29 protein-coding genes and 1 pseudogene are annotated in these 24,899 nt (G+C 69.2%); 20 read left to right on the top strand and 10 right to left on the bottom strand.

Annotated elements, in window-relative coordinates:
* Positions 1 to 59: 59 nt before the first annotated feature.
* Positions 60 to 554: a (2Fe-2S)-binding protein gene (locus tag ACT6XY_RS13475; RefSeq protein WP_444748838.1), complete on the bottom strand. Its 495-nt coding sequence runs from the start codon at positions 552 to 554 to the stop codon at positions 60 to 62.
* A 250-nt stretch (positions 555 to 804) separates the two neighbouring features.
* Between ACT6XY_RS13475 and pcaD the strand changes: the two genes are divergently transcribed.
* A complete protein-coding gene (pcaD, locus tag ACT6XY_RS13470) occupies positions 805 to 1,584 on the top strand; it encodes a 3-oxoadipate enol-lactonase (RefSeq protein ID WP_444748837.1) in 780 nt (259 codons plus the stop codon).
* A 157-nt stretch (positions 1,585 to 1,741) separates the two neighbouring features.
* Positions 1,742 to 2,128 (top strand): 4-carboxymuconolactone decarboxylase, encoded by a 387-nt coding sequence (pcaC, locus tag ACT6XY_RS13465; RefSeq protein ID WP_296575896.1) that lies wholly within the window; start codon positions 1,742 to 1,744, stop codon positions 2,126 to 2,128.
* 208 nt (positions 2,129 to 2,336) lie between these two features.
* Here pcaC and ACT6XY_RS13460 read toward each other — a convergent pair whose 3' ends face one another.
* Positions 2,337 to 2,828, bottom strand: a complete 492-nt coding sequence (locus ACT6XY_RS13460) for a flavin reductase (RefSeq protein ID WP_444748836.1) — start codon at positions 2,826 to 2,828, stop codon at positions 2,337 to 2,339.
* Positions 2,829 to 3,115: 287 nt separating this feature from the next.
* Here ACT6XY_RS13460 and ACT6XY_RS13455 point away from each other — a divergent pair, with 287 nt between their 5' ends.
* The 6 genes from ACT6XY_RS13455 to ACT6XY_RS13430 all read left to right on the top strand — a co-directional run bounded on the left by ACT6XY_RS13455 (position 3,116) and on the right by ACT6XY_RS13430 (position 8,646).
* The gene (locus ACT6XY_RS13455; protein WP_444748835.1) at positions 3,116 to 4,033 is read left to right on the top strand and encodes an ABC transporter permease subunit; all 918 of its coding nucleotides are present in this window, start codon (positions 3,116 to 3,118) and stop codon (positions 4,031 to 4,033) included.
* 10 nt (positions 4,034 to 4,043) lie between these two features.
* A complete protein-coding gene (gene livM / locus ACT6XY_RS13450) occupies positions 4,044 to 5,459 on the top strand; it encodes a high-affinity branched-chain amino acid ABC transporter permease LivM (RefSeq protein ID WP_444748849.1) in 1,416 nt (471 codons plus the stop codon).
* Positions 5,456 to 6,289 carry an ABC transporter ATP-binding protein gene (locus ACT6XY_RS13445; protein WP_444748834.1) on the top strand — a complete coding sequence of 278 codons (834 nt, stop codon included), beginning with the start codon at positions 5,456 to 5,458 and terminating at the stop codon, positions 6,287 to 6,289. The genes livM and ACT6XY_RS13445 overlap by 4 nt, the downstream gene beginning before the upstream one ends.
* The gene (locus tag ACT6XY_RS13440; RefSeq protein WP_444748833.1) at positions 6,286 to 7,008 is read left to right on the top strand and encodes an ABC transporter ATP-binding protein; all 723 of its coding nucleotides are present in this window, start codon (positions 6,286 to 6,288) and stop codon (positions 7,006 to 7,008) included. Before ACT6XY_RS13445 ends, ACT6XY_RS13440 begins: the two co-directional genes overlap by 4 nt.
* Positions 7,008 to 7,388, top strand: a complete 381-nt coding sequence (locus ACT6XY_RS13435; protein ID WP_444748832.1) for a DUF6867 family protein — start codon at positions 7,008 to 7,010, stop codon at positions 7,386 to 7,388. Before ACT6XY_RS13440 ends, ACT6XY_RS13435 begins: the two co-directional genes overlap by 1 nt.
* A gap of 127 nt (positions 7,389 to 7,515) precedes the next feature.
* On the top strand, positions 7,516 to 8,646 hold the full coding sequence (locus ACT6XY_RS13430) for a branched-chain amino acid ABC transporter substrate-binding protein (protein ID WP_444748831.1): 1,131 nt from the start codon (positions 7,516 to 7,518) through the stop codon (positions 8,644 to 8,646).
* Positions 8,647 to 8,734: 88 nt separating this feature from the next.
* On the opposite strand, the gene ACT6XY_RS13425 is transcribed toward ACT6XY_RS13430, so the two are convergent.
* Complete coding sequence (locus ACT6XY_RS13425; protein ID WP_444748830.1) at positions 8,735 to 10,198, bottom strand: pilus assembly protein TadG-related protein; 1,464 nt, start codon at positions 10,196 to 10,198, stop codon at positions 8,735 to 8,737.
* Between the two features lie 255 nt (positions 10,199 to 10,453).
* Positions 10,454 to 11,188, bottom strand: a complete 735-nt coding sequence (locus tag ACT6XY_RS13420; protein ID WP_444748829.1) for a cytochrome c biogenesis CcdA family protein — start codon at positions 11,186 to 11,188, stop codon at positions 10,454 to 10,456.
* Positions 11,189 to 11,329: 141 nt separating this feature from the next.
* Between ACT6XY_RS13420 and ACT6XY_RS13415 the strand changes: the two genes are divergently transcribed.
* From ACT6XY_RS13415 to ACT6XY_RS13405, 3 genes are all read left to right on the top strand, one after another.
* Entirely contained in the window at positions 11,330 to 12,328 is a 999-nt protein-coding gene (locus ACT6XY_RS13415) for a P1 family peptidase (protein WP_444748828.1), read from the top strand.
* Positions 12,329 to 12,438: 110 nt separating this feature from the next.
* Entirely contained in the window at positions 12,439 to 12,741 is a 303-nt protein-coding gene (locus ACT6XY_RS13410) for a hypothetical protein (RefSeq protein ID WP_444748827.1), read from the top strand.
* Positions 12,742 to 12,850: 109 nt separating this feature from the next.
* On the top strand, positions 12,851 to 13,114 hold the full coding sequence (locus ACT6XY_RS13405) for a hypothetical protein (protein ID WP_444748826.1): 264 nt from the start codon (positions 12,851 to 12,853) through the stop codon (positions 13,112 to 13,114).
* A 6-nt stretch (positions 13,115 to 13,120) separates the two neighbouring features.
* On the opposite strand, the gene ACT6XY_RS13400 is transcribed toward ACT6XY_RS13405, so the two are convergent.
* Positions 13,121 to 14,365 (bottom strand): NAD(P)/FAD-dependent oxidoreductase, encoded by a 1,245-nt coding sequence (locus ACT6XY_RS13400; protein WP_444748825.1) that lies wholly within the window; start codon positions 14,363 to 14,365, stop codon positions 13,121 to 13,123.
* 146 nt (positions 14,366 to 14,511) lie between these two features.
* Here ACT6XY_RS13400 and rpe point away from each other — a divergent pair, with 146 nt between their 5' ends.
* The gene (gene rpe / locus ACT6XY_RS13395; protein ID WP_444748824.1) at positions 14,512 to 15,195 is read left to right on the top strand and encodes a ribulose-phosphate 3-epimerase; all 684 of its coding nucleotides are present in this window, start codon (positions 14,512 to 14,514) and stop codon (positions 15,193 to 15,195) included.
* Positions 15,196 to 15,381: 186 nt separating this feature from the next.
* Here the strand turns inward: rpe and ACT6XY_RS13390 are convergent, their stop codons facing one another.
* On the bottom strand, positions 15,382 to 15,990 hold the full coding sequence (locus ACT6XY_RS13390; protein ID WP_444748823.1) for an N-acetylmuramoyl-L-alanine amidase: 609 nt from the start codon (positions 15,988 to 15,990) through the stop codon (positions 15,382 to 15,384).
* Positions 15,991 to 16,123: 133 nt separating this feature from the next.
* Here ACT6XY_RS13390 and ACT6XY_RS13385 point away from each other — a divergent pair, with 133 nt between their 5' ends.
* The 6 genes from ACT6XY_RS13385 to ACT6XY_RS13360 all read left to right on the top strand — a co-directional run bounded on the left by ACT6XY_RS13385 (position 16,124) and on the right by ACT6XY_RS13360 (position 20,144).
* Positions 16,124 to 16,714: a hypothetical protein gene (locus tag ACT6XY_RS13385; protein WP_444748822.1), complete on the top strand. Its 591-nt coding sequence runs from the start codon at positions 16,124 to 16,126 to the stop codon at positions 16,712 to 16,714.
* A 59-nt stretch (positions 16,715 to 16,773) separates the two neighbouring features.
* Positions 16,774 to 17,490 carry a DUF2259 domain-containing protein gene (locus ACT6XY_RS13380; protein ID WP_444748821.1) on the top strand — a complete coding sequence of 239 codons (717 nt, stop codon included), beginning with the start codon at positions 16,774 to 16,776 and terminating at the stop codon, positions 17,488 to 17,490.
* 71 nt (positions 17,491 to 17,561) lie between these two features.
* Positions 17,562 to 18,869: an adenylosuccinate lyase gene (gene purB / locus ACT6XY_RS13375; protein ID WP_444748820.1), complete on the top strand. Its 1,308-nt coding sequence runs from the start codon at positions 17,562 to 17,564 to the stop codon at positions 18,867 to 18,869.
* Between the two features lie 46 nt (positions 18,870 to 18,915).
* Positions 18,916 to 19,179 (top strand): type II toxin-antitoxin system Phd/YefM family antitoxin, encoded by a 264-nt coding sequence (locus ACT6XY_RS13370; protein ID WP_444748819.1) that lies wholly within the window; start codon positions 18,916 to 18,918, stop codon positions 19,177 to 19,179.
* On the top strand, positions 19,176 to 19,586 hold the full coding sequence (locus tag ACT6XY_RS13365; protein ID WP_444748818.1) for a type II toxin-antitoxin system VapC family toxin: 411 nt from the start codon (positions 19,176 to 19,178) through the stop codon (positions 19,584 to 19,586). The genes ACT6XY_RS13370 and ACT6XY_RS13365 overlap by 4 nt, the downstream gene beginning before the upstream one ends.
* A 3-nt stretch (positions 19,587 to 19,589) precedes the next feature.
* Positions 19,590 to 20,144, top strand: a complete 555-nt coding sequence (locus tag ACT6XY_RS13360; RefSeq protein WP_444748817.1) for an RBBP9/YdeN family alpha/beta hydrolase — start codon at positions 19,590 to 19,592, stop codon at positions 20,142 to 20,144.
* Between the two features lie 3 nt (positions 20,145 to 20,147).
* Here the strand turns inward: ACT6XY_RS13360 and ACT6XY_RS13355 are convergent, their stop codons facing one another.
* The gene (locus ACT6XY_RS13355) at positions 20,148 to 20,351 is read right to left on the bottom strand and encodes a hypothetical protein (RefSeq protein WP_444748816.1); all 204 of its coding nucleotides are present in this window, start codon (positions 20,349 to 20,351) and stop codon (positions 20,148 to 20,150) included.
* A gap of 104 nt (positions 20,352 to 20,455) precedes the next feature.
* Complete coding sequence (locus ACT6XY_RS13350; RefSeq protein ID WP_444748815.1) at positions 20,456 to 21,235, bottom strand: HpcH/HpaI aldolase family protein; 780 nt, start codon at positions 21,233 to 21,235, stop codon at positions 20,456 to 20,458.
* A 177-nt stretch (positions 21,236 to 21,412) separates the two neighbouring features.
* On the opposite strand from ACT6XY_RS13350, the gene murI reads away from it, so the two are divergent.
* Together murI and rpsD are read left to right on the top strand one after the other, a co-directional pair.
* Positions 21,413 to 22,285 carry a glutamate racemase gene (murI, locus tag ACT6XY_RS13345; protein WP_444748814.1) on the top strand — a complete coding sequence of 291 codons (873 nt, stop codon included), beginning with the start codon at positions 21,413 to 21,415 and terminating at the stop codon, positions 22,283 to 22,285.
* A 168-nt stretch (positions 22,286 to 22,453) separates the two neighbouring features.
* Positions 22,454 to 23,071 carry a 30S ribosomal protein S4 gene (gene rpsD / locus ACT6XY_RS13340; RefSeq protein WP_444748813.1) on the top strand — a complete coding sequence of 206 codons (618 nt, stop codon included), beginning with the start codon at positions 22,454 to 22,456 and terminating at the stop codon, positions 23,069 to 23,071.
* 173 nt (positions 23,072 to 23,244) lie between these two features.
* On the opposite strand, the gene ACT6XY_RS13335 is transcribed toward rpsD, so the two are convergent.
* Both ACT6XY_RS13335 and ACT6XY_RS13330 read right to left on the bottom strand, forming a co-directional pair.
* On the bottom strand, positions 23,245 to 23,859 hold the full coding sequence (locus ACT6XY_RS13335; RefSeq protein ID WP_444748812.1) for a glutathione S-transferase N-terminal domain-containing protein: 615 nt from the start codon (positions 23,857 to 23,859) through the stop codon (positions 23,245 to 23,247).
* Positions 23,860 to 23,960: 101 nt separating this feature from the next.
* A pseudogene (locus tag ACT6XY_RS13330) lies at positions 23,961 to 24,899 on the bottom strand (hypothetical protein); the annotation flags it as partial.

Raw genomic sequence — 24,899 nt, 5'->3', positions numbered from 1 at the left:
CCTCCCTCAGGACGTCGGATGGACGGGAAAAAGGCTGCGGATGCGGCTTTTGGCGCCGCTTACTCCGCCGCCTGGCGCGCGGGGGCCGAACCGGTCATCGCCTGGGCGCCGGCCTCTACCGCCTTCACGAGGTTGTGGTAGCCCGTGCAGCGGCAGATGTTGCCCTCGAGCTCCTCGCGGATCGTCGCCTCGTCCACCGCACCCTTGCGGTTCACGATATCGACGGCGGACATGATCATGCCCGGGGTACAGAAGCCGCACTGCAGTCCGTGATGCTCGCGGAACGCCTCCTGCATCGGATGCAGCTTGCCGTCCTTGGCCAGGCCCTCGATCGTCACGACGTCGGCGCCCTGGCACTGCACCGCGAAGGTCGTGCAGGATTTCACTGCCTTGCCATCCACGTGGACGACACAGGCGCCGCACTGCGAGGTGTCGCAGCCAATATGCGTGCCCGTCAGGTGCAGGTTCTCGCGCAGCATCTGCACCAGCAGCGTGCGCGCATCGACGTCGGCCGTCACCGGTCGTCCGTTGACCGTCAGGGTCACCGTCGGCATGAGCGTTCCTCCTCACATTCGATCAAAACAGGCGCCTACGGGATTGTTTTTATCTTCGCCGCCGGCTCCCGCACCGCAAACGGCCTGTTTTCGGCGGGAATTGCAGTTTGGACCCGTTCTCAACGGAGCGTCAAGCTGGAACCTTACCAGGGTGCAGGCCCGCCCCGCTTCCCGTGCAGCCCCCTGCCCCGTTGCAATGTCACGAAGCTCCCCTAGTCTCTCGCGCCACCCCTGCCGCAGGAGAGCCTCCATGCCCCGCTTCACCACCTCCGACGGCCTGTCCCTGCGCTACGAGGACACCGGCGGCGACAAGCCGGCGCTCCTCCTGTCGAACTCACTCGGCACGCGGCTGGAGATGTGGCAGCCGCAGATGGCGGCCTTCTCCGATGCCTTCCGCGTCGTGCGCTACGACAAGCGCGGCCATGGCGAGAGCGAACTGCGCGTAGGCCCGACGAGCTTCGCCCGCCTGACCCTCGACGCCGTCGAGCTCCTCGACCATCTCGGCATTGCGAAGGCGGACTGGTGCGGCCTCTCCATGGGCGGCATGAGCGGCATGTGGGCCGGCACCCATCATGCCGGCCGCTTCAGCCGCCTCGTGCTCTGCAACACGGGCGCCGGCATGCCCGGCGCCGACATGTGGAACCAGCGCATCGCCACGGTGAAGCGCGAGGGCCTGAAGCCGCTCATCCCGACCATCGTCGACCGCTGGTTCACCAAGCGCTTCCAGCAGGCGGACCCCAAAGCCGTCGCCCGCATCGTCGCCATGCTCGAGACGACCCCGCCCGAGGGCTATGCCGCCTGCTCCGCCGCCATCCGCGACATGGACCAGCGCGAATCGATCCGCTCGATCCGCCTGCCGACGCTCGTCATCTCCGGCACCCACGACGGCTCGACCCCGCCGGAGAAGGGCCGCGAGATCGCCGCCGCCATCCCGCAAGCGCGTTATGTCGAGCTCGACGCCGCCCACCTGTCCAACATCGAGCAGGAACAGGCCTTCACAGACACGGTGATGGCATTCCTCAAGCCGTAGGTACTGAAGCGCCGCCCCCGCCGGATCGTCATGGCCGGGCTCGTCCCGGCCATCCACGACTTGACCCCCGCAGCCTCAAGGACATTCGTGGATGCCCGGGACAAGCCCGGGCATGACGATGCCCTCGGGGCCGAACACCCCCTGAAGGACCATCGCCATGGACGAAAAAGACCGCTTCGAAAAAGGCCTGGCGGTGCGCCGCGCCGTGCTGGGCGATGCCCATGTCGACCGCTCGCTTGCCGGCCGCGACGGCTTTTCCGGCGAGTTCCAGGATTTCATCACCCGTTACGCCTGGGGCGAGATCTGGACGCGCCCGGGGCTCGAGCGCAAGACGCGCAGCTTCCTCGTCCTCGCCATCTGCGCCTCGCTCGGCCGGTGGGAGGAGTTCCGCCTGCACTGCCGCGCCTCGTTCTCCAACGGCGTCACCACCGACGACATCAAGGAGGTCATCCTGCAGATCGCCGTCTATGCCGGTGTTCCTGCCGCCAACACGGCGATGAAGGAGGCGAAGGAGGTCTTCGCGGAGCTCGGCATCAAGACGTAGCGGCCTGCGCGCGCCGAAGGGTGGCTCGCTGCCCGCGTCGCGTCATGCCCGGCCCTGAGCCGGGCATCCACGAATTCCTCGCAGGGCGTGGTCAAGTCGTGGATGCCCGGGAAAAGCCCGGGCATGACGGACTGAGACCTTGTTGAACCGGGCAATTGTTCGACGGACCGCCAGGGGTCAGCGCCGCACACCTGACCCTCCCGCCCCCTCAGCGCGGGATCGGCCGGTACGCCCTGTCGAAATAGGCGAGCGCCGGCCCCGCGGGACCGATCCTCACCGCCTCGACCTGGCCGATGAGGATGTGGTGCGTCGCCATGGCGCGCATCTCCACCAGGCGGCAGTCGAAGGTGACCAGGGCGGTATCCAGCGTCGGCGCCCCCGTGGCGAGCGGCGACCAGCTGCCCTCGGAAAAGCGCTCCGCCCCCGCATGGCCGCGGCGGCCGGCGAAGGTCTCCGCCAGGCCCTCGGCACCGGCCGGCAGGGCGTTGACGGCGAAGACGCCGTTGCTGGCGATCAGGGCGCCGTTGACCGACTTGCGGTTGAGGCAGACGAGGAGGGTCGGCGGCTCGTCCGAGACGGAAGCGACGGCGATGGCCGTAAAGCCGCTGGTGCCGGCAGGACCTGCGGTGGTGATCACGTGGACATGGCCGGCGACGTGCGCCATGCCGTCACGATAGGCCTGCGGGGAGGCCGCGCGCACTCCCGGAATCATCGAGCGGCTGGCTCCGCCATCCATGCACAATCCTCTGTGTCCTGAGAGATATAGGCCTGACCCGGCCCCGGAGCCAACCTCCGGCGGTGAATTCTCGGTGATTAAGGTTGAGAGCCGGCGTGTGAATAAAGCCCACGCCGCCATTGTGACTTCTCCGGACGCTTGCTACCGATAGGCCGTCGGCTCCGCCGCATGGACCGCCCGCAGAGGTGGCCGGCGCCGCAGACCGTCACGGCGCTATCCCGCGCCGGAGGGGAACATGGGAAGGTGACGGCATGGAAGTCTTCTTCCAGCAGCTGATCAATGGCGTCACGCTCGGATCGATCTACGGTCTCATCGCCATCGGCTACACGATGGTGTTCGGCATCATCGGCATGGTGAACTTCTCCCATGGCGACGTCTTCATGGTCTCCACCTTCATCGCGCTCATCGCGCTGATGATCCTCACCACCTGGCTCGGCGTCGGGTCCATCCTCATCGCCCTGATGATCGTGCTGATCGTCGCCATGGTCTTCACCTCGCTGGTGAGCTGGACCATCGAGCGGGTCGCCTACCGGCCGCTGCGCGGATCCTTCCGCCTCGCCCCGCTCATCTCCGCCATCGGCATGTCGATCGTCCTGTCCAACTTCGTCCAGGTCGCCCAGGGTCCCCGCAACAAGGCGATCGACCCGATCCTCAACAACGTCTTCGTGCTCTCCGCCGCCGGCGGCTACCAGGTCACGCTGTCCTACAAGCAGATCCTCATCGTCGTGGTCACCGCGGCCCTCCTGGCCGTGTTCTGGTGGGTGGTCGCCAAGACCCCGCTGGGCCGGGCCCAGCGCGCCTGCGAGCAGGACCGCAAGATGGCGGCGCTCCTCGGCGTCGACGTCGACCGCACCATCTCCATCACCTTCGTCATGGGCGCCGCGCTCGCTGCCGTCGCCGGCACGCTCTACCTCGTCTATTACGGCGTGGTGAACTTCTCCGACGGCTTCACGCCGGGCGTGAAGGCTTTCACCGCGGCGGTGCTCGGCGGCATCGGGTCGCTGCCCGGCGCCGTGCTCGGCGGACTGCTGATCGGCCTCATCGAGGTCTTCTGGTCGGCCTATTTTTCTGTCGAGTACAAGGATGTCGCCGCCTTCTCCATCCTCGCGATCGTGCTGATCTTCATGCCCCAGGGCATCCTCGGCCGTCCCGACGTCGAGAAGGTCTGACGCCGTGAGCATGCCACTCGACACCGCCCCGGCCGCCCCCTCGCCCGTGGCCCGCGCGCTGAAGGACGCGCTCTTCGCCGCGATCATCGCCCTCGGCGTCTTCGGCCCCCTGCTCGCGTTCAAGACGACGCAGGACATGCAGAACCGCCTCATCGTCGAGGCCCGCTGGGACCTCATCGCCCTCGTCGTGGCTCTGGTCTTCGCCGGGCGCTTCCTGCTGTCGCTCTGGCAGGCCCGGGTGCGGCCCGAAACCTCGGCGGCCATCGGCTCCGACCTCCTCCGGGGCCTGATCCCGCCGACCATCCGGGTCGTGATCCGCAACGGCTTGCCGCCGGCCGCCCTCGTCGCCCTCTTCGTCTACCCGATGATGATCATGTCGCTCACGGGGGGCTCCGGCGCCCTCAAGTGGATCGACAATTTCGGCATCCAGATCCTCATCTACGTGATGCTGGCCTGGGGCCTGAACATCGTCGTCGGCCTCGCCGGCCTCCTCGACCTCGGCTACGTCGCCTTCTACGCGGTCGGTGCCTATGCCTATGCCCTCATCGCCACCAAGGTGATCCCGGCGACCTTTCCCGGCCTCGGCGTCTGGGCCTTCTGGATCTGCCTGCCCGTCGCCGGCATCCTCGCGGCCTTCTGGGGGGTGCTGCTCGGCTTTCCGGTCTTGCGATTGCGCGGCGACTACCTCGCCATCGTCACACTGGCCTTCGGCGAGATCATCCGCCTCGTCCTGATCAACTGGACCGCCTTCTCAAACCGCTACGAGGGCATCTCGACGATCCCCCGGCCCTCGTTCTTCGGGGTGCCGTTCAACGCATCCGACACCGGCTTCGCGGCGACGTTCGGTCTTGAGTTCTCGCCCGTCTACCGCACCATCTTCCTCTACTACGTCATCGTCTGCCTCGCCCTCCTGACCGCCTGGGTGTCGAACCGCCTGCGCAAGCTGCCCGTCGGCCGCGCCTGGGAGGCCCTGCGCGAGGACGAGATCGCCTGCCGGTCCCTCGGCATCAACACCGTCAACACCAAGCTCACCGCCTTCGCCATCGGCGCCATGTTCGGCGGTTTCGCCGGCTCCTTCTTCGCCGCCCGCCAGGGCTTCATCTCGCCCGAGAGCTTCACCTTCATGGAATCGGCGGTGATCCTGGCCATCGTCGTCCTCGGCGGCATGGGCTCGCTCATCGGCACCGCCATCGCCGCCGTGGCGATGATCGGCGGCACCGAGCTCCTGCGCGAGCTCGACTGGCTGAAGGCGATCTTCGGCAACGACTTCGACCCCGCCCAGTACCGCATGCTCATCTTCGGCCTCGCCATGGTGGCAATCATGGTCTGGAAGCCGCGCGGCTTCGTCTCCACGCGCATGCCCACCGCCTTCCTGAAGAGCCGCCGCGCCGTCTCCGCCGACCACGTGAAGGAGGGCCACGGATGAGCGAGGCCATCCTCTCGGTCGAGCACCTGACCATGCGCTTCGGCGGCCTCATCGCCGTCAACGACCTCTCTTTCGAGGCGCGCCGCGGCGAGATCACCGCCGTCATCGGGCCCAACGGCGCCGGCAAGACCACGGTCTTCAACTGCATCACCGGCTTCTACAAGCCGAGCCAGGGCCGCATCACCATGCGCCATGCGGACGGGCGCATCCACCTTCTGGAGCGTCTGCCCGACTTCCGCATCGCCCAGGTGGCGAAGGTCGCGCGCACCTTCCAGAACATCCGCCTCTTCTCGGGCATGACCGTGCTGGAGAACCTGCTCGTCGCCCAGCACAACCCGCTGATGAGCGCCTCCGGCTGGTCGATCGGAGGCATCCTTGGCCTGCCCGCCTACGGCCGCGCCGAGCGCCGGGCCATTGAGAAGGCGGCCTACTGGCTCGACAAGTGCGGCCTCACCGACCGGGCCGACGACCCCGCCGGCGACCTCTCCTACGGGCCGCAGCGCGCCCTCGAGATCGCCCGCGCCATGTGCACCGAACCCGAACTCCTCTGCCTCGACGAGCCGGCGGCGGGCCTCAACCCGCGCGAGAGCCTGGTCCTCAACGATTTGCTGCGCTTCATCCGCAAGGAGCACGGCACCTCGCTCCTGCTCATCGAGCACGACATGAGCGTGGTCATGGAGATTTCCGACCACGTCGTCGTCCTCGACTACGGCATCAAGATTTCCGACGGCGCGCCGGCAGCCGTGCGCGAGGACCCCAAGGTCATCGCCGCCTATCTCGGCGTCGACGATTCCGAGGTCGAGAAGGTCGAGGCGGAGGTGGGGCTGTGACGGCGCTGCTGACCGCCCGCGGCGTCGAGACGTTCTACGGCGCCATCCAGGCCCTCAAGGGCATCGACATCGACGTGGCGAAGGGCGAGATCGTCACGCTGATCGGGGCCAACGGCGCCGGCAAGTCGACGCTGATGATGACCATCTGCGGCAGCCCCCAGGCCCGCCGTGGCTCCATCATCTACGACGGGCAGGACATCACGCGGCTGCCGACCCACCAGATCATGCGCATGGGCATCGCCCAGTCGCCCGAGGGCCGGCGCATCTTCCCGCGCATGTCGGTCTACGAGAACCTCCAGATGGGGGCGACCCTCACCGATCCCGCCCATTTCGCCGACGACCTCGACAAGGTCTTCGCCCTCTTCCCCCGCCTCAAGGAGCGGCGCGAGCAGCGCGGCGGTACGCTCTCGGGCGGCGAGCAGCAGATGCTCGCCATCGCCCGCGCGCTGATGAGCCGGCCGAAGCTGCTGCTGCTCGACGAGCCGTCCCTCGGCCTCGCCCCGCTCATCGTCGCCGGCATCTTCAACGCGATCCGTGAGTTGAACCGGCAGGAGGGCCTCACCGTCTTCCTCGTCGAGCAGAACGCCTATCACGCGCTGAAGCTCGCCCATCGCGGCTACGTGCTGGTCAACGGCGCCGTCACCATGCAGGGGACGGGCATGGAGCTCCTCGCCCGCGAGGAGGTGCGCGCGGCCTATCTCGAGGGAGGGCGGCACTGATGCAGGGCATTCTCTACGAGGAGCCGTCCATCTGGCTGTTCCTGCTGGTCACACTGGTCCTGGGTGGCTGGCTCGCCATCATGACGGGCCGCGCCTGCGCGCAGACCTGGCGCGGCATTCCCGAGACGGTCGCCTATCTCCTCATTCTCGGCCTCGCCGTGCGCTTCGCCCACTTCGCCCTGTTCGAGGGCACGCTTTTGTCGCTGCGCTACTACCTCGTCGACACCGTCATCGTCACAGCCATCGGCCTCGTGTCCTGGCGCGCCACGCGCGCCGACCAGATGGTCCACCAGTACTGGTGGCTCTACCAACGCACCGGCCCCCTCACCTGGGCGGAACGGCCGGTCCCCCTGTCCTCCCCTCCGGAAAAACCCCGATGATGCATCGGGCGTGTCCGGACGGGCTGACAAGTCGCACGAAAGGGTGTTCGATCCCTTCCCAAGGGCGGCTTCGCCGTCCCCCGCGAAGGTTCGTGCCCCTCGTGACCCCTCCAGGGAAGGATGAGACATGAAGACCAAACTCCTCGCCGGGCTGACGCTCGGCCTCGGTCTCGCACTGGCGTTTCCCGCCCAGGCGCAGATCCGTCTCGGTGTCGCCGGTCCGATCACCGGCCCGAACGCCTCCTTCGGCGCGCAGCTGCGCCAGGGTGTCGAACAGGCGGTGGAAGACATCAACGCTGCCGGCGGCATTCTCGGCCAGCGCATCCAGCTCTCGGTCGGTGACGACGTCTCCGATCCCCGTCAGGGCGTGAGCGTCGCCAACAAGTTCGTCGGCGACGGCGTCAAGTTCGTCGTCGGCCACTTCAACTCGGGCGTGTCGATCCCCTCCTCCGAGGTCTATGCGGAGAACGGCATCGTCGCGATCACCCCGGCCTCGACCAACCCGCGCTACACCGAGCGCGGCCTCTGGAACGTCTTCCGCACCTGCGGCCGCGACGACCAGCAGGGCGCCGTCGCCGGCGCCTACCTCGCCCGCCAGTTCGCCGGCAAGCGCGTCGCCATCGTCCACGACAAGACGACCTACGGCAAAGGCCTCGCCGACGAGACGCAGAAGGCGATGAACGCCGCCGGCCTCAAGGAAGTCATCTACGAAGGCGTCAACACCGGCGAGAAGGACTTCTCGGCGCTCATCTCCAAGCTCAAGGCGGCCAATGTCGACGTCGTCTACTGGGGCGGCCTGCACACCGAGGGCGGCCTGATCGTCCGCCAGATGCGCGATCAGGGCGTCAGCGCCCCGCTCATGTCGGGTGACGGCATCGCCGACAACGAGTTCGCCGCCATCGCCGGCCCCGGCGCCGTCGGCACGCTCATGACCTTCCCGCCGGACCCGCGCAACCGTCCCGAGGCCCGTGCGGTCGTCGAGAAGTTCCGCACCGCCCGTCGCTTCGAGCCGCAGGCCTACACTCTCTACAGCTACGCCGCCGTGCAGATCTTCCAGCAGGCGGCGGTCGCCACCAACTCGGTCGACCCCAAGAAGATCGCCGAGTTCATGCGCACCGGCCACGTCTTCAAGACGGTGATCGGCGACATCTCCTACGACAAGAAGGGTGACATCACCCGCGCCGACTACGTCATGTACACTTGGCGCGCCGGCCCGGACGGCAAGGTCTCCTACTTCGAGACCCCGACCACCAACTGATCCTCGCTCCCCACGGAGTGCGGAATGAGGAAGCCCGCCCGGATCGCTCCGGGCGGGCTTTTCCCTTGCGGGGTGACTGCCGGAACCGTCAGTTCGTCAGGCGCAGGCGGCTGATGTGGTTGCCGATCTCGTCGAAGGCGTTGGTCAGCGCCTGGTCGGAATCGGCCACCAGAGCCATGGCCGGGGTGGAGGCGCACTGCTGCAGGATGCTGCGGGCGTTGGCGTCGGTCACATAGAAGGCCACCGTGTAGATCTGGATGCCCGCCGCCTTGGCGTTGGCGCAGGCCGTCAGTGTCTTCTCGTTCATCTTGGCGACGATGTCGGCCTTGTTGCTCGAGGTCGTGCCGAGCCGGCCCGCCGCCGAGAAGCCATAGGCCGAGTAGAACGAGCCGTTCATCGTCGGCAGGCCGATGGCGTCGTTCGCGCCGTCGGTCATCATCACCATGATCTTGCGGTTCTGCGAGTCGGTGTAGGCGCGCCCTTCCGTGAAGGGCGGCTCCGGCGACAGCGTCCGCCAGCCCCACATCACCGCCTCGTGCAGGTTGGTGCCGCCATAGGCCGGCATCCCCGCGAGGGCCGTCGTCAGCGTCGTCTGACTGTGGGTCAGCGGGATGATCGGGTTGGAATCGCACAGCTGGTTAGGCCCGCGCCGCGTGCCGTTGGCGAGCGACTGGTCGGGCGTCGCGCCATTGTACTTGCAGACGCGCCGCTGGCGGGCGAGCGCGCCGGTCCCGAGCCCCGACTGGCACGTGCCGTCGGAAATGTAGCTGTTGTAGAAGCCGGACCAGACACCCTCGTCGGGCTCGTCGGGCGCAAAACTCGGCACGAAGAGCGTCGCGGCGTTGCCGGAGGTAGGCGTCGTGTCGGTCACGTCATGCGGCGAGGGCCGCGCCTCGACGCAGCCACCCCAGCTGACGCCCTGCATCTGCGAATACAGCTGCAGCCGCTTGGCGGGGGTCGCGAAATTCTCGTTGTGGATGGGCGACTGGCCCTGGCTGTCGATCCAGCTCGCGCCGGAATTCGTCGCGCCCACGTTGACCATGGAGGCGAAGGGGACGACGGCGACCTTGGTATCGCCGGCCATGTAGGCCATGTCGAGGACCTTGCGGGCGAGGTCGGCCGAGGCCGTTCGCAGCGTGGTGATGCGCGACCCTGCCATGGAGCCGGAATTGTCGAGGACGAGGGCCACCTCAAGAAAGGCGCGGCCCAGCTGCGAGGACGAAGCCACCCCGATCGGAATGGTGGAAATGCCGACCACCGGCAGGAGATAGGGCTGATAGGCATAGGTCGCCCGCGACTGCACCGACCGGGCGGCGACGTTGAGCGTGACGGTGACGCTGACCTGGCTCGCGAAATCGATGTTGCCCGCAAGATGCTTCATCACGAGCTGGGTGATCTGCGCCTCGGTCGAGGTGGCCGTCACGGACCGGGTCGCGGCGAGCGTCGCCACGTCCAGCGCGTTCTGCAGGCGCGCCTGCTGGCCCGAGGCCCGGGTGTAGTCGACCGCACCGCCGACCATGCCCATCACGGGCACGAGGGCGACGGCGAACATTGCGGAAACACCTGCGGCCCGGTCGGCACGCAAACGCCGGACGGCGCGGCCGATCACGTTGCGGGCGGATGGCCGTTGCGGCCGCTCCATCAAAGACATGTTCCCCACCATCCTGGCTGGTTAGCGAAGACTTCTGCCTCGCTTGCGCCCATTGCGGTGGGTTTGTCCTAAAACTTCTGTAAAATTTGCCGCGCCTTCTTGGGACAGAGCCTGCGCTAATGACGTAGCGTAAACAAAGCCTGACCGAAATACCGTTCAGCCGATGGCGCCAAGGGCAGGAAAGGTTTCGAGGAGCCAGAAGGCCACCGTCGACATCTGCCCGGTGAGGAAGGCGAGCCCGGTGAGCACCAGAAGCCCGCCCATCACCATCTCCACCACCCGCAGCCGGCCGCGGATGGAGGCGGCGAAGCGCAGGAAGGGCTTGATGGCGAAAGCGGCGAGGACGAACGGAATGCCGAGGCCGAGCGAATAGATGGCCAGCAGCAGGGCCCCCTTGTGAAGGGTCATCTCCGAGGCCGCCACCGCCAGGATCGCGGCCAGCACCGGGCCGATGCAGGGCGTCCAGCCGAAGGCGAAGGCGAGGCCCATGAGATAGGCCCCGGTCGGGCCGGCCTTCGGCGGCGCCATGTCGATCTTCGCCTGGCGGTAGAGCAGCGGAATGCGGAACAGGCCGAGGAAGTGCAGGCCCATGATGATGATCACCACGCCCGCCACCATCGAAAGGGTGCCCGAGTAGATCCGCACGTAGTGGCCGATCAGCGAGGCGGAGGCGCCCATGGCGACGAAGACCGTGGAGAAGCCGGCGACGAAGACGAGCGCGAGCATCACGGCGCGGCGGACGAGGGCCGGGTTCGCCTCGGCTTCGGCGAGGTCGTCCAGCGTCGCGCCGGTCAGATAGACGAGGTATGGCGGCACCAGCGGCAGCACGCAGGGCGACAGGAAGCTCACGAGCCCCGCGAGCAGGGCCGCGGTGAGGGTGACGTCAGGCATTCCGGTTCCGCCCCGTTCGCGGCCGCCGCCGCAGTCGTTCATTCACGGCTGTCTATATGTGCGGCGGACCCGACGGAAGCGTTGACTTGTCCCAATCGCAGAGGCGTGATGCCGCGTGATGATCCCGGACGGCAGTGCAGCATGACCTTCAACAGCATCACAGACATCCCCGGCCTCCGGGTCGGCCACGCCACCGACGTCGCCCGCGGCACCGGCACTACGGCGATCGTCTTCGACAGGCCCGCCACCTGCGCCGTCGACGTGCGCGGCGGCGCCCCCGGCAGCCGCGACACCGAACTCCTGCGCCCCGACAAGACCGTACAGACGGTGGACGCCGTGGTGCTCTCCGGCGGTTCGGCCTTCGGCCTCGACGCCTGCGGCGGCGTGAGCGCGTGGCTCGCCGAGAACGGCCGCGGCTTCGCCATCGGCTCCATGCTGGTGCCGATCGTGCCCGGCGCCATCGTCTTCGACCTGCTTTCCGGCGGCGACAAGGCGTGGGGCCGCTTCTCGCCCTATCGCGACCTCGGCTACCAGGCGGCGGCCGCCGCCACGGCGGATCCGGTCCCCCTCGGCACGGTCGGCGCCGGCACCGGCGCCACCACGGCCGACCTCAAGGGCGGCGTCGGCTCGGCCTCGGCCGTGTCCGCCTCTGGCCACCGCGTCGGGGCCATCGTCATCGTCAACGCGGTCGGCAGCGCCACCATCGGAGCCTCGGGACATTTCTGGGCGGCGACGGACGAAGTGGGCGGCGAGTTCGGCGGCCGCGGCCTGCCCTCCCCCTGGCCGGCGGACGCCCATGCGCTGAAGCTGAAGGGCGCGCGTCCGGAAAACACCACCATCGCCCTCGTCGTCACCGACGCCGTGCTCGACAAGGGCCAGGCGACCCATCTCGCCGTCATGGCGCAGGACGGGCTCGGCCGCGCCATCCGGCCGATCCACACGCCGCTCGACGGCGACACGGTCTTCGCAGCCGCCACGGGCGTGGTGCCCGTCGCCGACTACGCCCGCGACATGGCGGCCATCGGCTTCACCGCCGCCTCCGTGCTGGCGCGCGCCTGCGCCCGCGCCGTTTATGAAGCCGACGCCCTGCCCTTCCCCGGCGCCCTGCCCTCCTGGAGGCAGATTCACGGCGGCCGCTGACAGCCGCGACTTTACCGCGGCTTCACCACGCGGAAAGCCTGCCCTCGCTTCTCGTCGTCGCCTGTGTCTTCTTCGGCCCCGGACGGGGTGGACACCAGGAGGTGCCGCCCATGGTGAGCACGACAGGCCCCAGCGCCGCAGGGATCGATACGTCCCGGCGTGCGGATGAATATCGCCGCGCCGAAGAGGCGCGCCGGGCGGAAGAAGCCCGCCTCGCCGAGGAAACAGCCAGGCGCGAAGACGAGGTCGCTGCCTCGACTGCCGCCGCCCGAACCGAGGACCCCGCCGTCGTCTTCGACAGCCGCATCGCCGAAATGCGCCGCGCCGAGCAGGTCGCCGAGCGTCAGCCACCGCGATCACCCAATGCGGCGGCGGTGATGCCCTCGGCGAGGATGTTCGACATCACGGTCTGAGGGCCATTTACCGCGCCTTCACCATGTTGGAACGGATGGCGCGCGGGGTCGTAACGACACCGCCCCGCGCCGCGAAGCACAGGGCGTCACTCATCGGACGTGTCGCCCCATGATCGAGATGGTCAACGGCTATCCCTGCGCCAACTGCACGGACGTCAGCAACGCCAAGCGCGGGCTCGACCCCGAAAACCCGACGCGCGATCCGGTCAAGCAGGAAGAGCTCGACAGGAAGGCCGGCCGCGTGCCGGAGCCCGCCGTGACCTTCGGGGAAAGCCTTGCCGAACGGATCCGCGCCGGGGAGGCGGCACTCCCGTCGTCCCCAGGTGCCGCGGGGCTCCAGCCCGCCGCCCGGCTCCTCGACGTCATCGTCTGAGAGCGCTCACCACCGGTCGATGCGATAGGGCGACAGGTCCAGCGGCTGCGGCGCGCCCTGCATGGCGATGGCGAGCGCCTTGCCGGTGGCCGGTCCCAGCGTGAAACCCCAGTGTCCGTGGCCGAAGGCGAACCACAGGCCCTCGTGGCGCGGCGCTGCTCCGACGACCGGGCGTGAATCCGGCGTCGCCGGCCGCCGCCCCATCCAGGGCTCCGCCTCGACCGGCTCGCCGAGGTCGAACAGGTCCTTCGCCGAGCGGAAGGCGCGCTCCACCTGCACCGGCGTCGCCGGCGCGTCCGGCAAGGCGATCTCGACACCCGTGGTCAGCCGGATGCCCTGTTCCATCGGGCAGAGCACATAACCGACGTCCTCGTCGCAGACCTGCCGGCTGAGGAAGGCGTTGCCGGCGGGCTTGTAGTGGCGGTGATAGCCGCGCTTGGCCGAGAGCGGCACGGAATAGCCGAACTTCGCCACCAGCGCCTTGGACCAGATGCCGAGCGCTACCACCACCTGCCGGGCGGTGACCGGACCGTCATGGGTCTGCACCCGGTAGCCGCCCTCGACCTTCTCCACCGTCATGGCGTCGCCGATGACGAAGCGGCCGCCCGCTTTAACGAAGGCCTCGGCATAGGCCTTGGTCACGCCGCCTGGGCTCGACACGGTGTCGGCGCCCTTGCACCAGATGGAGCCGGCGAAGGCGCCCTTCAGGTGCGGCTCGAGCTCCAGCGTCTCGTCGTGGGTGAGCTTGACGTTGTCGATACCGAATTCGCGCGACAGGGCGAGGCGGCGATCCTGCGCGGCGAGGCTCTCGGGACGGCGATAGAGCTCCAGCCAGCCCGTCTGGCGGAAGAAGCGCTCGGCGCCCGCCACCGCCATCAGCTCGCGATGGGTCTCCACCGCCTGGGCGAAGAAGGGCCGCATGACCCGCGCCGTCTCCTCGAGCTTGGCCGGCGCCGACCAGCGCCAGTAATCGAACATCCAGCGGGCGACCTGGGGCAGCGCGCCGACGTGGTAGTGCGAGGCGGTCTGCCGGTTCAGCGCGTGCTGGAACAGGGTCGGGATGTCGCGCGGCATGGCGACCGGATAGAGATTGCCGCCGTCGATGACGCCGGAATTGCCGTAGCTCGTCTCCTCGCCCGGCTGGCGCCGGTCGACGAGCACCACGTTGAGCCCGCGCATGCGCGCATGAAGCGCGGTCGAGACGCCGACCATGCCGGCGCCGAGAACGATTACGTCGTGAATGTCGGTCATTGATCCGTCGCCGCGGGCATCGCATGTCTGGGGGCGGCGCAACATTGCCGGGGAGGCCCTGGTATCGCAAGCGATGGCAGCCCCTCGTTGCCCGCGCACCTTGCCGCATGCTACCCGGCGCCTCGGCCCTCCCGCGAGACCCTGCCATGACCAGCCCCGTCCTCATCGCCCCCTCCATCCTCGCCGCCGATTTCGCGCGGCTCGGCGAGGAGGTGCGCGCCGTCGACGCGGCCGGCGCCGACTGGATCCATCTCGACGTGATGGACGGCCATTTCGTGCCGAACATCACCTTCGGCCCCGACGTCGTGAAGGCGTTGCGCCCGCACAGCGCCAGGGTCTTCGACGTCCACCTGATGATCGCCCCGGCCGATCCCTATCTGGAGGCCTTCGCGAAGGCCGGTGCCGACCTCATCACCGTCCACGCCGAAGCGGGCCCCCATCTCCACCGCTCGCTGCAGGCGATCCGGGCCCTCGGCAAGAAGGCCGGCGTGGCGCTCAATCCAGGGACGCCGGCGAGCGCCATCGCCCATGTGCTGGACCTTCTCGACCTCGTGCTGGTCATGACCGTGAACCCCGGCTTCGGCGGCCAGGCCTTCATCGCCAGCCAGGTCGAAAAGATCGCCGAGATCCGGCAGATGGTCGCGGGGCGCGACATCGTCATCGAGGTGGACGGCGGCGTGACCCCGGACACGGCCCCGCTGGTCGCCGCCGCCGGCGCGACGGTGCTGGTCGCCGGCTCCGCCGTCTTCAAGGGCGGCCCGGCCCAGTACGGCGCCGCCATCTCATCCATTCGCTCGGCCGCCGAGACCGCCCGCGGCACCATGGTGTGAACCGGTCCCCTGCCGCGGACAACCGGCACCGCCCTCTCCGCGTCAGGGCCGGGCTCGTCCCGGCCATCCACGACTTGAACACGCCCCTATCAGAAGGTCGTGGATGCCCGGGACAAGCCCGGGCACGACGAGCTTCACCGGCAGGCGTACGACCCCGCGACGCCGGACGTATGCTCCACTGCGTCGTCACTCCCGCCCCAGGATGCGCGCCGCCACGTCCACGAGAGGGAAAGCCGGGCCGGGATCCACCTTGCGCCGTGGCGCGATGTCCTCGTGGCCGAGCACCGAGGAAAAGCCGTAGGCGGCCCTGAGCGCCCGGCCGATGGCCACCACGGCGTCCACCTGCGCCGCCGGATAGGCGTGCCAGCCGGCCTCGGCCGCCTCGTGCCGGTGGCGGGCGACGACCGCCTCCCCGTCGGGCACGGCCTCCCCCGTCCAGGTCCGCCAGCGCCCGCCGGCGCCCTTCGACAGCCGGCCGGCATTGACCATCTCGATGCCGATCGACTGACTGTTGAGACCGCTCACCCCTTGCCAGCTGCTCTGCCCGCAGTGCCAGCACGTGCGGTCGAAGGCCATCATCTGCGTCACGGAGCCGTCCCGGTCGACCACCAGATGGGCCGATGCCTTGGCGCGCGGATCGAGGAACCAGCCGACGGCCGACCGCGCCGTGAGGCCGGCCGTATAGTGCAGGATGAGATGGCGCGGCTTCATCGTCCGCCCGCCATGGGGCGACTGGCGAAAGGCGACGGGTCGCCCGTCGAGACACAACCTGTGATTCACCACCGAGAAGGACATGGACACCCTCGCTAAGCCCGGGCCGGCCACCCCGGCCGGCTCTTCCTCGCGAAGGATCGCCCCGCCCCGTCCGGTGGGGATAAGCGCGGTGCGATTCAGGGGCCGTCAACCGGGTCCGGGCTAGTCTCGGGTCATGGCGAATCGCAGCGCAGCCCTCGACCGTGAAGCGGCGGAACCCGCCCGCAAGCCGCCGGCCCGTCCCCGGCGCAAGCCGGCGGCCAAGTCCTCGCGCGCGCCCTCTCCCCGCCCTACGCCCGGCGTCTGGATGCGGGCGATGCGCGCCGGGCTCATGGTCACGGCGGTCGCCTTCGTCGCCGCGACGGTGGTGACGCTGATGGCGGGCCACGCGCCCTCCTGGCGCAGCCTGTCGGTGGTCTGTCTGCAATCCCTGCCCCTGCTGCCGGGCATGGCGCTGCTCTGGTGGGGGCTGGAACGGCTGCGCGCCCGCTATACCGCCCCGCCGCTCGCCTTCTGGATCGGCCTCGCCTTCGCCGGCACGCTCCTCGTCATGCTCGTGGCGCCGGGCCTCGTCTTCGCCGTCCACTCCCGCTCCCTCGCCTTCGCCGAGGACCACGACGGCGACATGTCCGTCCTCCACCACCTCGTCGGCGCCGCCGGCGCGCTCTACCTCTACGTGACCACCGCCTTCCGCCTGTGGTGGCCCTGGGGCGCCGCCCTGCCCGCGCTCGCAGCCGTCCTGTTCTGGCGCCTGCACCGGCGCTGAACCGCCTTGCTTCGGCCATCGGCCACCGGGACACTCCACCTTCCGGCTGGAGCGGTCCCATGCGTGTCGTCCTCATCCTTCTCGCCCTGCTGTGCGGCGCACCGGCCTTCGCCGCCGACAGCGCGGGTCTCGCCATCCTCGGCTTCAGTGCCGACGGGCGGCGTTTCGCCTTCGAGGAGTTCGGCCGGCAGGACGGTTCCGGCTTTCCCTATGCATCGATCTTTTTGATCGATACCGCGGCCAACAGCTTTGCCGCACCGCCGGTCCATGTCCGCCTCGACGACGAGAACGCCACCATCGGCGCGGCCCGGCGCGAGGCGGCGGCGAAGGCGCGCGCCCTCATCCGCCCGATCACCGAACCGGGTGAACGGCTGGCCGGCCGGGCGATCGCCGAGGCCGTCGACGAACCCAACCGCCACCGCTTCCGCCTCGGCACCTTCCTGCCGAACGGCGAGGAGCCGAGCTCCCTCGTTCTCACGGAGATCCCCATGGGCGAGGCCGGCGGCGATCCCGTCCGCGGCTTCCGGCTGACCTTCACCGACAGGGGCGAGGCCCGGGTGATCCACGAGGACCGCACCCTGCCGGCCCGGCGCAGCACGGCGCAGGGATATCGCCTCGGCGACGTCGTGGCCTATCGCGCGCCGCGCGGAGGGGCTGGCGCAGGGGCCGGCGGCGCCCTCGACGTGCTGGTCGTGATGGTCATGGTGATGCAGCGCGGCTTCGAGGGCAGCGACGTGCGCCACATGGCGGTGACCGCGCCGCTGCCCGCCCGCTGACCGGCTCCGATTGTCCTCGCAGGCCTTCCCTGCTAGAGGGCAGCCTTCCCTGTGCTGCCGAGGCCCGTCCCATGATCCCGCGCTATTCCCGCGCCGAAATGACCGCCATCTGGGACCCGCAGACCAAATTCCGCATCTGGTTCGAGATCGAGGCCCACGCCTGCGACGCCCTCGCCGAGCTCGGCGTCATCCCGAAAGAATCCGCCGCCAACATCTGGGCGAGGGCCAAGGACGTCACCTTCGACGTTGCCCGCATCGACGCCATCGAGCGCGAGGTGAAGCACGACGTCATCGCCTTCCTCACCCACCTCGCCGAGTTCATCGGCCCGGACTCGCGCTTCGTCCACCAGGGCATGACCTCCTCCGACGTGCTCGACACCTGCTTCAACGTGCAGCTGGTGCGCGCCTCCGACCTGCTCATCGCCGACGTGAAGGCCCTGCTCGCCGCCCTCAAGCGCCGCGCCTTCGAGCACAGGATGACGCCGACCATCGGCCGCTCGCACGGCATCCATGCCGAGCCGACCACTTTCGGCGACAAGCTCGCCCAGGCCTATGCCGAGTTCGACCGCTGCCTCGCCCGCCTCGAGGCGGCCCGCGAGGAGGTCCGCACCTGCGCCATCTCGGGGGCCGTCGGCACCTTCGCGCAGATCGACCCGCGGGTGGAGGAGCATGTCGCCAAAGCGATGGGTCTGAAGGTCGAGACGGTCTCGACCCAGGTCATCCCGCGCGACCGCCACGCCATGTTCTTCGCCACCCTCGGCGTGGTCGCCTCCTGCATCGAACGCCTCGCCACCGAGATCCGCCACCTGCAGCGCACCGAGGTGCTGGAAGCCGAGGAGTTCTTCTCCGAGGGCCAGAAGGGCTCGTCGGCCATGCCGCACAAGCGCAATCCGGTGCTGACCGAGAACCTCACGGGCCTTGCCCGCCTCGTCCGTGGCATGGCCCTGCCGGCCATGGAGAACGTCGCCCTCTGGCACGAGCGCGACATCTCCCACTCCTCCGTCGAGCGCATGATCGGCCCGGACGCGACCGTGACCCTCGACTTCGCGCTTGTCCGCCTCACCGGCGTCGTCGACAAGCTGCTGGTCTATCCCGCCCAGATGCAGAAGAACCTCGACCGGCTCGGCGGCCTGGTCCACTCGCAGCGCGTGCTGCTCGCCCTCACCCAGAAGGGCGTCAGCCGCGAGGATTCCTATCGGCTGGTCCAGCGCAACGCCATGCCGGTCTGGCGCGGCGAGGGCGAGTTCCTGACGCTGCTCAAGGCCGATCCGGAAGTGCGCGCGGCGCTCTCCGAGGCCGAACTCGAGGAAAAGTTCGACCTCGGCTACCACCTGAAGCACGTCGACACCATCTTCCGCCGCGTTTTCGGGGAAGCGTGACGGGTCGGGGGCAGCGTGATACTATCCAGCCTGACTGGATAGGATAATGGACGTGACCACCGTCGGCATCTTCGAGGCCAAGCAGAAGCTGTCTGAACTTATCGACCGCGTGGAGCGTGGCGAGGAGGTTCGCATCACGCGCAACGGCAAGCATGTCGTCAGGCTGGTGCCCGACCGCGACGACGCCGCCAATCCGGGGATCGAAGCTCTCGAACGCATCCGCGCTCGCCTTTCCCAGCCCGGAGTGCTCAAGGGCGGCGAGGTGACTGTCGACGAGATCCTGTCCTGGCGTGACGACGGCCGGCGATGACGTCGGTCGTCCTCGACGCCTCCTGCATGCTCGCGGCCTTCCTGCCCGATGAAATGGTCGGTGGAGCGGCCGACCTCGTCGTCCGTGCCCTGGCGAACGGCGCCGTGGTGCCGGGCATCTGGCGCCTCGAAGTCGTCAATGCCGCGCTTCAGGCCCACCGCCGCGGCCGGTTCGACGGCGACATTCTCGCCGCCCTCCTCGTGGATTTTGCCAAGGTCGCGGTCACGGTCGACCAGGAGGGGGCGTCCTCGCCATGGGGTCCCGTGGCGGATCTGGCACGCAGGCACCATCTGTCCGCCTACGACGCCAGCTATCTCGAACTGGCCCTTCGCCGCGGCCTCCCCCTCGCCACCCTCGATACGAGACTGCGCCGGGCCGCCGGCCACGAATCCGTGGAAGTTCTCTGACCCATGCGCACCGCCGACGCCGACATCCTCATCGTTCCCGGCTACACGAATTCCGCCGAGGATCACTGGCAGTCCCGCTGGGAGGCCAAACTCCCGACGGCGCGGCGCGTCCATCTCGGCGACTGGCACAAGCCCGACAAGGCCCGCTGGGTCGACAATCTTGCCACTGCCGTCGCCTCCTGCTCGCGTCCCGTCATCCTCGTCGGCCATTCGCTGGGCGTGGTGACCATCGCCCATGCCGCCCCGCTCTTTCCGAAGGGGCTGGTCGCCGGCGGCTTTCTGGTGGGCCTGCCGGACATCGAGGAGCACCCGGGCATTCCCGAGGTCGAACGGCATTTCGCGCCGATCCCGCGCGATCCCCTGCCCTTCCCCTCGGTGCTGGTGGCGAGCCGCACCGATCCGCGCTGTTCGTATGAGCGTGCGGAGGACTTCGGCTATGCCTGGGGCGCGGCGGTGGCCGATGCGGGAGATGCCGGCCACATCAACGACGCCTCCGGCCACGGTCCCTGGCCGGAGGGGCTGATGCGCTTCGCGGGCTTCCTGAAGGCGCTGGGCTGAGCGTCAGACCGGCTTCGACGCCTGGCTGATGGCGCGGGCGACGAACCAGGCGACGGGCACGGCGAGCACGACGCCGAGAGCAGCGGCCACCGGGATCATGACCATTCCCTGATCGTAGAGCGAGGGTGTCGCCACCACGACGATCATGGCGCTGCCCGCGAACACGGTCGCGGCCAGCATGAACATCAGAATGAAGAGATTGCGCATGAAGAGGCTCCACCCAGAGGGCCGGGGGGACATCCTCTCCTCGCGCATCGGGGCGCAACGCGCATTGAGGCCGGTCAATCGCCGGCCTTCGCGCAAGGCCGCCTTCAGCCGCGCACGACGTTCAGCGCGTTCTGCGCCCCGCCGCGCACCATCAGGCTGTCGTTGATCAGCGTGATGAAGCCCCAGCCCTCGGCGGCGAGCTCCTTGGCCCGCTCCGGGCTCGGCGCGTAGCAGCCGGTGAGCTTTCCGGCCTTCTTCGCCGCCGTCATGATCTTGGCGAAGGCGTCCTTCACCACCTGGTTGTTCGGGTCGAGCTTCTCGCCCTTGAGCAGCGTGATGGAGAGGTCCGAGGGACCGGCGAAGACGCCGTCGATACCCGGCACGGCGAGGATGTCGTCGACCGCGGCGAGGGCCGCCGTCGTCTCGATCATGGCGAGGCTCACGGTCATCTCGTTGGCCTGGCGCAGATAGTCCTGCGGGTTCATGCCGGTGAGTTGCTGGAACCGGTTGCCGCCCCAGGAGCGGTCGCCGAGCGGCGGGTACTTCACCGCCGAGGCGAAGCGCTTCGCGTCCGCCACCGAGTTGATCATCGGCGCAATGATGATCTCGGCGCCGGTGTCGAGCAGGCGCGCGCCGTCGCCGAAGGCTTCCAGCGCGATGCGAACGCCGGCCGGCTTGCCGGCATGGTTCACCGCCGAAATGCCGCGCATCGCAGAGAGAAGGTCGATGGAGGAATGCTGCATGTCGAAGGTGACGGCGTCGAAGCCCTCGCGCGCCACGTGGTCGGCGATCAGCGGCTCCGGCATGCTCATCCAGGCGGTGAACAGGCTCTCGCCCGCGCGCAGGCGCCTGGCGAGTTCGAACGGCTTCGGTGTCTGGTGCATGCGGGCCCTCCCCTGATTTTCATCGATTGAATGGACGCGATGACGGGAGGCGTCAACGGCGCGCCCGCGCGCATCTGCGTTGCCCGGGCCGGGCCGCCCGGAACGCTTGCTAAACCTTAACGCTTTGCCGCCAGAATTCCGCCCATTCTCACAGACAGTGCTGCGTGAAGGTGCGTGATGCGTATCGCCTTCGATCCCCTGGCCGGCATGAAACTCAGCCCTTCCCGCGGCGCCGACCTTTCCGGCCGTCCGCCGACCATCCTGGTCTTCGATTCCGGCCTCGGCGGCCTCACCGTCCACCGCGAGCTGGTGCGCGCCCGGCCCGACGCCCGCTTCGTCTACTGCGCCGACGACGCCGCGTTCCCCTATGGGGCGCTGGGCGAGGAACATCTCGTCGCCCGCGTCCTCGCCGTCATGGACCGGCTGATCGCCGCCCATGCGCCCGACTGCGTGGTGATCGCCTGCAACACCGCCTCCACCCTCGTACTGCCGCACCTGCGCGCCCGCTTCCCCCTGCCCTTCGTCGGCACCGTGCCGGCCATCAAGCCGGCCTGCGAACGCTCGGCGAGCCGCATGGTCTCCATCCTCGCCACGCCCGGCACGGTTGCCCGCGACTATACGAAGGCGCTGGTGGCGACCTATGGCGGCGGCTGTGCCGTGACCCTGGTGGGATCGCCCCGCCTCGCCGGTCTCGCCGAGGCCACCATGCGCGGCGAGGCGCCGGACCTTGCCGCCATCGCCCAGGAGATCGCGCCCTGCTTCGTGGTGGACGGCGACAGGCGTACGGATGCTGTCGCCCTCGCCTGCACCCACTATCCGCTGCTGGTCGACACGTTCCGGGCCCTCGCCCCATGGCCGGTGGACTGGATCGACCCGGCCCCCGCCATCGCCCGTCGCCTGACCCAGATCCTCGGCCCCGCGGGCGCTGCCGCCGAGCCCCAGCCCGCCACCGCCATCCTCACCGGCGGCGCGGCACGGGAGAGCCTCTGCGGGGTCTTTTCCCGCTTCGGTCTCGCCGAAACCCGCGTCGAACCGCTCCCGCTTCATTGACACAGCGCGGCGTGGCGGGTATGGACCCCGCTTCCTGACGGGTCGCTTCACGGCGATGCGGCAGGTTTGCGCACCCGCGGCAGGCTCTTGCGGCCTGCCTGTCGTATCCCGCGAGGGATAAGAGGAGGGCGCGTCTCCTATCGAACGCAAACGAATAAGGGACACGCGATGTCGAAGCGTCACGCTGCCAAGTACAAGATCGATCGCCGCATGGGCGAGAACATCTGGGGTCGCCCGAAGAGCCCCGTCAACCGCCGCGAATACGGCCCCGGCCAGCACGGCCAGCGCCGCAAGAGCAAGGTCTCCGACTTCGGCACCCAGCTGAAGGCGAAGCAGAAGCTCAAGGGCTATTACGGCAACATTTCCGAGAAGCAGTTCCGCGCCACCTACACCGAGGCCGTGCGCGTGAAGGGTGACACCGGCGAGAACCTGATCGGCCTGCTCGAGCGCCGCCTCGACGCGGTGGTCTACCGTGCCAAGTTCGTGCCGACCGTCTTCGCCGCCCGCCAGTTCGTCAACCACGGCCACATCAAGGTCAACGGTCGCCGCGTCAACATCCCCTCCTACAAGGTGAAGGTGGGTGACGTGGTCGAGGTGAAGGACACCTCGCGCCAGATGATCCTGTTCATGGAAGCCGTCCAGTCGGGCGAGCGCGACGTTCCGGACTATCTCGACGTCGACCACGGCAAGGGCGTCGCCAAGCTGTCGCGCGTGCCGACGCTCTCCGAGGTTCCCTACGCCACGCAGATGGAACCCTCGCTGGTCGTCGAGTTCTACTCGCGCTGATTTTTCCCTGCCCCGGCAGAGACGGAAAGGCCGCCCATCGGGCGGCCTTTTGCGTTGGGGCAGTGCGGGCGCGTGCCGACTTGTCCCTCATGGCCGGGCTCGGCGCCGTGCCGCCTCGCTGGGGCGCGCCGACGGAACCACGATGACGGAACCCGGCCCTCTCCCGCGTGCCCTCACGGGCTCTCGCGGTCGATCGGCCAGTGCTGGAACACATCCGTCGCCTCGCAGCGCGCCGCGTGGGCCGCAAGCGCCGGGAAGGCGTCCTCGGCCACCGCGTCGGGAATGGTGAAGCGGATGAAGCCCCAGGCCACCGCCGCCCCGATGGCGCCGTGCGTCCAGGTGACGGGCAGCGTCTTCCAGCGTTCGCCCGCCACCATGTCGAGGGCGGCGAGCGCCTCCTGCAGCTGATCCCCAACCCGCCCGAGCCAGGGCGCATGGCGGATCGCCTCGGGCCGCTTGCGCTCGTATTCGATGGCGATGGCCTTCTCGGCCGTGACGACGGCGAGGCCCGTCGCCCGGAGGTCGGCGAGGCGTGCCGCCGGATCGGCGGGCCGCAGGCTGCGCCCCGCGAAATCCTCCATGTGCTGGATGATGAGTTGGGATTCCATCAACACCGTGCCGTCGTCCGCCACCAGCGAGGGCGCCTTGATCAGCGGGTTGATGGCGCGGAAGCGCTCCATATGGCGGAACACAGAAACCGACTGGTGCTCGAAGTCGAGTCCGAGGAGCGTGCCGGCGATCGCCGCGCGGCGCACATAGGGACTGTCCAGCATTCCGACGAGCAGCATCCGGCCCTCCTGATCCGTGGGATAGGCGGAAAGCTGCCCGGGAAGCGCGTCGCCGGCAAATTCAGGCTTCTGATGGACCGATCAGGCGCGCGAATGAATGCTCACCAGGAGCGGCGCGGGCCATTGTCGATGTGGAACAGGCCGTTGCGGTAGCGTTTCACGCCGCCGAGCTCGTGCCGGGCCCGCAGGAAGGCGAGGATCGCCGCGGGATTGCCGGAGACGCGGAAGTCGGCCGCCCGGCAGTCGCGGTGATAGGAGCCGCGCCAGGCGTCGGTGCGCACGAAGGCGCGGCTGCCGCGGTGGGTAGAGCGCACCAGCACCGGCCCGAAGCGCAGGGCGACGTCGTTGAGGGCGCGGCGCACCGGCGCCGGCAGGCAGGTGAGCGGCACGCCGGGATCTGGCATGACGCGCTCGCCGGCGATCCCGAGGTTGCGGTCCTCGCCGCGGGCGCCGGGCACGTAGCGTGGCCAGTCGCGGGCGCCGCCATCCGGCGGTAGCGCGGCCAGGACAGGCCCGCGGGCAGGCGTCGGCGTCACGATGATCGCCTGCTGCGCGCCGGGCAGGCTGCCGGCAGGTCCGGAGGGCACGACCATGGTGGTCGCCGTGCCCTGGCTGTTCAGGGTCACCGGCGTCGAGGAGGCCGCCGCGAGCGTCGGCGCCGAGACGGCCGCAGGACCGGTCGAGACAGGAACGACGGTGGTGGCGCCCGGGCGCACCATCGGAACGGGAGCGTGGAAGGCGACGGCACGGGACGGCAGGGCGGCCTCACCCTGGGGCCGGCCGGGCTGCTGCGGCGCTGCGGCGGCAATCGCCTCGATGCCCGTCTGCGGCTGCGGCTGGGGGCGCTGGTAGGCGCCGGGAATGATGACGCGCCCGCGGTCCTCCTCCTGCGGCCACTCGTCCATGGACGGGCGCAACAGCGGCGGACCGACGGGAGCGGCTTCGGCTATCTGGGGCGACGCGGCCTGGGGGATCTGGGCCGGGGCGGCGACGGCCGGCGCCAGCGAGGCGGCGACGGCGGCGGGGGCGCTCGCCTGGGT

Source organism: Phreatobacter sp. (assembly GCF_052440005.1).
GTDB lineage: Bacteria > Pseudomonadota > Alphaproteobacteria > Rhizobiales > Phreatobacteraceae > Phreatobacter.
The sequence above is the reverse complement of the archived record's forward strand: the minus strand, read 5'-3'. Positions and strand labels throughout refer to the sequence as shown.